The 6,320-nt window shown below is 44.8% G+C and carries 4 protein-coding genes; 2 read left to right on the forward strand and 2 right to left on the reverse strand.

Annotated elements, in window-relative coordinates; all coding sequences use genetic code 11:
- The coding region (locus B9J84_RS15240) for an ATP-binding protein (RefSeq protein WP_143698879.1) at positions 1-416 on the forward strand (416 nt) is incomplete at its 5' end.
- Between the two features lie 188 nt (positions 417-604).
- Positions 605-2,281, forward strand: a complete 1,677-nt coding sequence (locus B9J84_RS15245) for a DUF342 domain-containing protein (RefSeq protein WP_013868208.1) — start codon at positions 605-607, stop codon at positions 2,279-2,281.
- Between the two features lie 81 nt (positions 2,282-2,362).
- On the opposite strand, the gene B9J84_RS15250 is transcribed toward B9J84_RS15245, so the two are convergent.
- On the reverse strand, positions 2,363-4,477 hold the full coding sequence (locus B9J84_RS15250) for a type I secretion system permease/ATPase (protein WP_013868207.1): 2,115 nt from the start codon (positions 4,475-4,477) through the stop codon (positions 2,363-2,365).
- A gap of 15 nt (positions 4,478-4,492) precedes the next feature.
- The coding region (locus tag B9J84_RS15255) for an EAL domain-containing protein (protein ID WP_094124496.1) at positions 4,493-6,320 on the reverse strand (1,828 nt) is incomplete at its 5' end.

Raw genomic sequence — 6,320 nt, forward strand, 5'->3', positions numbered from 1 at the left:
GTTTTATTAGTGGTGCCGAGCATCTTGACCTCGTTTGCTCTGTATTGTCAGAACTGTTTGCTAATGCCATCGAGCATGGGTTATTAAAACTTAATTCTTCACTAAAAGATGACCCAGATGGATTTCTCACTTTTTACCAACGACGTGAAGAGTGTATGGATGAGTTAGATGAATCGTTATGGATTAAACTAGACATTGATTATGACCCAACGGTGGGACAATTGAGCTTTTCACTTGAGCATAATGGCGAAGGCTTTGACTACCAACATACGGTTGTAGACGGCAACTGTACACACGGTCGAGGGATTATTTTGGTCTCTAAATTGTGTGAGTCATTGGAATATTCAAAAGATGGTTGCACTGTTAAGGTGACTTACGCCTTTAACAGTAAACATGATTTTCCGATATTGTCTTAATACGGAACAGATTATTTACACTGTAAAATTCTGCGTAACTCATTCTTTCGTTTATTTTTAGGTTATGTGGTTCGTTTCGTCGTGACTAAGTGATGTAGCCCTTAATTTGGTTGCCTAAAGATTTAGTCCATACTGTAAATTGTATACACTGCCATACGAACGGAATCTAACCATATGGGTTAAGTAGTATGTGGAAACGCTTAATTTCGCTTTCAGAGGACAAAAAACAAGTCATTGCCCAGTTGCCTGGGACGGAGTCCATCGACAAAAATTTTGACCAAGCAGGCTTGAAAGAAGCATTGTTTGAGTTATCTGCATCGACATTTTTCTTAAATGAAACTGAAGTTACCCGCTTTATCAACTGTGCAAAAGAGGGGAAGGGTGAAGCATTCTCTGGAATCACCATTGCAGAGAAAAAGAACGCTTCGGTTGAGATTGAATTTAGTGATCGAGATATGTTAGCCAGCATGGTCGTGACGGGTGCATATGGTGGCAGAGCATTGCGCGGTAGTGAGTTGGTGTATGCATTGGCTCATTCCCACGTGACAAAAGGCATCAACAAACTGGCTTTAAAGAAAGTGTTAATGGTAAGTAATACCTTGAAGCCAGGGGAAGTATACACTCAGCCTGTTGCGCAGGGGCGCGAACCCATTCAAGGTAAAGACGCACAATTTGTTCCTTTGGTTGAGGATGTCAGTAAGCGCGTGTTAGCACCGACCAAAAAGCAAGGACAGAACAAAATTGATATGCGCAACTTAGGTGAAACCATCACTGTTGGTCAAGATGATGAAGTGATGCGTCGAATTCCTGCAACCAAAGGAACGCCAGGCTATACCGTGCAGGGAAAAGTGCTGGATCCTAAACCAGGTAAAGACTCGGCCTTAGTTGCAGGAAAGGGGTCTTACATCTCACCCAATGACCCGAATGTGCTACTGGCCAGTCAAGCGGGCATGCCTATCCTGAAAAGTAAAACGGTTGATGTCGATAACGCTTTATGTTTAAACAACGTCAGTGTAGCCACTGGCCACGTGAAATTTAAAGGATGTGTTGTCATCACGGGCGATGTCGAGCCTGGGATGATCGTGAGAGCGACGGGCTCAATCACCATCGGTGGGTTTGTTGAGTCTGCTGATGTTCAAGCCCAAGGTAATATTGATGTTGGTAAAGGCATTATTGGCCATACGGTGTTTGATGATGAAGCAAGAACATGCATTATCAAATCAGGAGGCTCTATCACGGCTAACTATGCTCAATTTAGCGAACTGCAAGCGGCAGATGACATCAATTTAGCGGTTCACAGCATGAGCAATGAATTACGCTGTGGCAATGATCTAAAAGTATTAGATAGTAAAGAGAAGCAAGGCACACTCAGTGGTGGTCACGCGAAAGTTGGTGGTAAGATCGTTTGCTTCAATCTAGGCGTTGAAGGCGATACCGCCACGGCTGTGCAGGCTTTTGCTCGTTATGCTGTGTATAAAGAACGGGTCGCGAAACACAAAGAGCATTATAAACAAGCGCAAGAAGCGACGATGGAAGTGATCCGCCGTGAGATTGAATTTAAGAAAAAGCCTAAAGCGGAACGCTTGGAAGAGGAACTGCTAAAAATTGATGAATTTAAGAAACAGACTAATGATCGTTTAGAAAAAGCAAAATTGGCGTTGGATATGCTGGGAGAGGAGTTTGAGCAATTGCTCGAAATGAATACGATCGAAGTCAAAAATAAAGTTTATACCCATGTTTCGGTACAATTTGATGATGAGCGGATCATCACCAAGCGGGCTCATGGCGCTAGTATCTTCTCATTTAACCAGTATGAGATTAAATGTGCTTCGATGCTTGAAGATGAAGATGTCGGAGGGATCTAACATTCTTATCTCAGAGTGCTAAGCAAAAAACGAGGCATTTTGCCTCGTTTTTTGCTGATCATGTTATTTCTAGTAAGGTGGCTATTGCACCGACCTCACTTTGCCCTGTTTGAGATCGTTTAACACCATCGATTTAGGACCATCGGCAATAACACAGCCTTTCTCCATCACAATGACGCGATCAACCACATCGAGCATTGACGTTTTATGAGTAATTAATATTAACGTCTCACTTGGTGTCAATTGAGACAGTTGATGTTTGATGTGCATTTCAGAGCGATTGTCCATGGCGCTGGTGGGCTCATCAAGTAGCAAAACGGGTGGGCGTCCGAGCAGTGCACGAGCAATGGCTACCGCTTGCCTCTGACCACCAGACAACAACAAGCCACCTTCACCCACTTGTCGTTCTAACCCCGCGGGGTCTTGTTGTGTGAACGCGGTAACTCCCGCTCGGTTGGCGGCATCCATCACATCTCTATCATCAACTAAGGGACGCCCGAGCGTGATGTTATCGCGAATTGAACCGTAAAATAGGTTGCTGTCTTGAGGTACACAACCAATATTACGTCTCACATCAATGTGATGCAGTTGCGCGATATCGGTGTCATCAATACGAACATTCCCCTCGGTCGGTTGATATAACCCCATAATAAGGCGCTCTAAGGTGGTCTTCCCTGAGCCGATGCGGCCTATGATCGCTACTTTTTCACCCGGATGAATCGTTATACTTAAGTCACGTATTGATGCAACAGGCGCATTAGGGTAGTGAAAAGTGATTTTGTCTAGCTCAATTTTACCTTGCACAATCGGACGATGAATATAGCGTTTACCTTCTTCTTGCTCATCGGGCATTTGCATCACTTGCTCAATGATTTTTAAGGACGATTTGGCTTGGTTGTAGCGTGTTGAAAGTAATGATAGTTGCACCATTGGGCCAATCGCACGGCCGCTGAGCATGGTTGCGGCGATGAGCCCACCCATTGTTAAATCGCCGTTGGATATCAGATAGACGCCTAAGATGATCATGCCAACGTTCGCGGCTTGCTGAACAAAGCCGGCAGTATTTTGAATACCATCAGTAATTCTACGGCTTTTAATGTTCCAGTTCGCCATGTGCGCGACCGCTTCTTCCCAGCGATATTGAAACTGACTTTGAGCGCCAAAGAGTTTCACCGTTTCAAGTCCAGCTAAACTTTCAATCAGGTTGGCGTATTTTTGTGATGCCAGTCGAGAGCCCTCTTCAATCGCCCGTCGTAGAGGTGCTTGGATGAGCAGAGAATAGATAGCAATGATCAGTACACCAGCGATAGGTACCAGCACTAAGCTGCCCGCCATTAGCCAGATCAGCACTAAAAAGAGCAGTGCAAATGGCAGGTCAATCAATGATGAGATGGTTGCTGAGGTAAAGAATTCGCGTATGGATTCGAACTCTTGTAAATGTCGCGCAAACGCACCGACAGAGGGAGGACGAGACTCCATTCTGATCCCCATCACTTTACTAAAGAGCTTGGAAGAGATCAGAATGTCAGATTTTTTGCCCGCCACATCAATAAAATAACTGCGAAGTAGTTTGAGGAGCAGATCGAATAAGAAGATCACAAAAATCCCGCTCGCTAATACCCACAAGGTTTCAAACGCAAGGTTAGGCACGACTTTGTCATACACTAAACGGCTGAACATTGGTGCCGCAATGGCAAACAAATTGATTAAAATGGAAGCGATCAACACATCACGATAAATGTGCTTTGACTGCCATAACGTACCCCAAAACCAGTGGCCATCACGGGTCTTTAATATTTCTGGTGAGCGCTCGTCATAGCGAAACTGTTTTTTCACCATGAAGTAGCGGCCAATATAGCGTTCAGTCAGTTCCTCTAAGGGAATAGCTACGGGGATTAGACCAGACTCCGCAGTGACGACCTCAGCTTCTTGATTCGCTTCGTTGATGCTGCTGAGCACACAGGCTTCACCGCCTTTTAAAATTAAGATAACGGGGAAAACCAATTTTGGGATTTGATCCAATGCTGAGCGATTTTCCTTGGCGATTAACCCCGCTCTTTCGGCTGCTCGAGGAAAGAGAAAAGGCGTCAGTTTCCCATCTGATAAAGGTAGGCCGTTGATCAGTGCTTCTGGGGAATTCGCCAATCCATAATAACGACTCACATAGATAAGCGAATTGAGTAGCGTGTCTTGCATTACATCTGACCTTTTTTATTTATCCACAATAAAGCCTTGGAAGACTTCTATAAAATGCTCGGAAAGGAAATCAAGTTGAGTTTGCGTTTCTACCCTTGACGCAATTGTGGTGATTCCTAAATTGTGTGCTGTGCGAGAAATCGACGTTAAGGTGAACTTTTGCTTTTCATCGTCGAGATGGTGAGTAAATAGATAATCGAGTTTCACATATTTTGGACGGTACTCGTTGATGTAGTCTAATGATTGGAAATTCCGGCCATAGTTATCGACACCAAAGTCTGCGCCAGCTGCTCTTATAGCATTACAAAACAGCGCCGTATGGTGAGGGGCGTTGAGGAATGCGTTTTCCGGTATTTCAAAGTGCAGGTTCTCACAGATAGAGCGATGCTTCGCCAGAGTCTGAGTGACCCAACGAATAAAACTGGGTTGAGAAAGGCTGCTTTGAGCGATATTAATGGCTAATGGTTCGGCTATCTCTCCCGTTTCGAGCTTGCGAATCATCGTTTCAATAACATATTCATCAAAAATATGGCTGGCATTGAGTTGGTCGAGTGCAAATAAGTATTGGTTAGCGCTGTAGCGTTTGCCATCGTGCTCAATCGCTGAAAAAACTTCGCGGTGGAAAGTTTGTCCCCAGCTATTATTGGCTGACTGCAAACGGAAACTGAACCAATCGTTATGGATAGCTTCTTCAACCAATGCTTTCCATTGCTGTTTACCCATCACAGTTTGTTTGGTTTCACTGCTGACAAAGCCGTAAATCAGCTCTGGATTTGCAGTTGCAATGGCTAACGCGTTGTCGAGCAAGGAAAGTAACTGTGTTGAAGATTTTGGTTCTTTATTATGAACAACACCTAAAGAGACTTTAGCTGATGCCATGCCAGTTGGGTCGGCTAGAGTGTCTTGCACAAAATTCATAATACTATCAGCGATGATTTTGAGTTCACTCTCTTCCATGTTGGGCAAAATAAAGCCAAACTCTTCGGTAGAAATGCGTGCCAGAGTCACATCAGGTGAAGTAATCGACACTTTTAGATGCTCAGCCAAATGGCGCACCATACCATCGCCTGCTTCATAACCCTTTTCTTCGTAAAGCTCTTTGATAAACTCTGCTTGCAAAATAGCAGCGCCACCTATGGCACTTTCTGATAGCCAACTACTGAGTTGACTCATGTAATAGGCGCGGTTGCCAAGTTGAGAAACTGGGTCAATATAAGCACGCTCACGCAGTTGCTGCGCTTCTTGCGCCTGAGCTTTGAACGCTTTTTCAACCTGCGCTGACATGCTATTGATACCATCAACTACATAAATCAGATCTTTGGTCGCTGGCCGCGGTAGCGGTTCACCAAAATGGTTGCGTGCGACTTGCTCCATTTTTTCGACAATCATCTGCAGCGGGCGTAAAGCGCGCTTCAGAATGAAAGCGATGGCGGCAAGGCCAATCACAAAAATAGCGCTAAACGCGATAAGTAGCCGAATCAGCGCCTTCCATAATTGCGCATAGGCCTCGCCAGGGTGGCTGACAATTTCGACTTCAGCAAGCTGCATCCAACCACTGGTTACAACGCGTTGATCATGGATCGGTGCAAACAGGTGTAAATTGGTAAACCATTGCGGAACGTTATTGGGTTTTACAGGGTAAGATCGCAGAATCTCTTCGTCATCGTCTAGAAAAATCAATCGTACGACTGAGTAAGAGCTGCCATCAAACAAGGCATTGATAACCGACTCAACCGCAATCTTATCTTTCTTCTCCAAATAAGGTGCCAGCGCCAAACCGACGGTGTTGATGGTGTTGTTGACTTCAGAGCGCTGCTGCTGCTCTAAGTTGTTGCGGGTCGTA

Source organism: Vibrio sp. V03_P4A6T147, assembly GCF_002241085.1.
In the GTDB taxonomy this organism is placed as follows: domain Bacteria; phylum Pseudomonadota; class Gammaproteobacteria; order Enterobacterales; family Vibrionaceae; genus Vibrio; species Vibrio anguillarum.

What these genes read in the sequence shown, in the direction of transcription:
- B9J84_RS15245 (WP_013868208.1), top strand. Translation starts at nt 605, where the DNA reads ATGTGGAAACGCTTAATTTCGCTTTCAGAGGACAAAAAACAAGTCATT.
- B9J84_RS15250 (WP_013868207.1), bottom strand. Translation starts at nt 4,477, where the DNA reads ATGCAAGACACGCTACTCAATTCGCTTATCTATGTGAGTCGTTATTAT.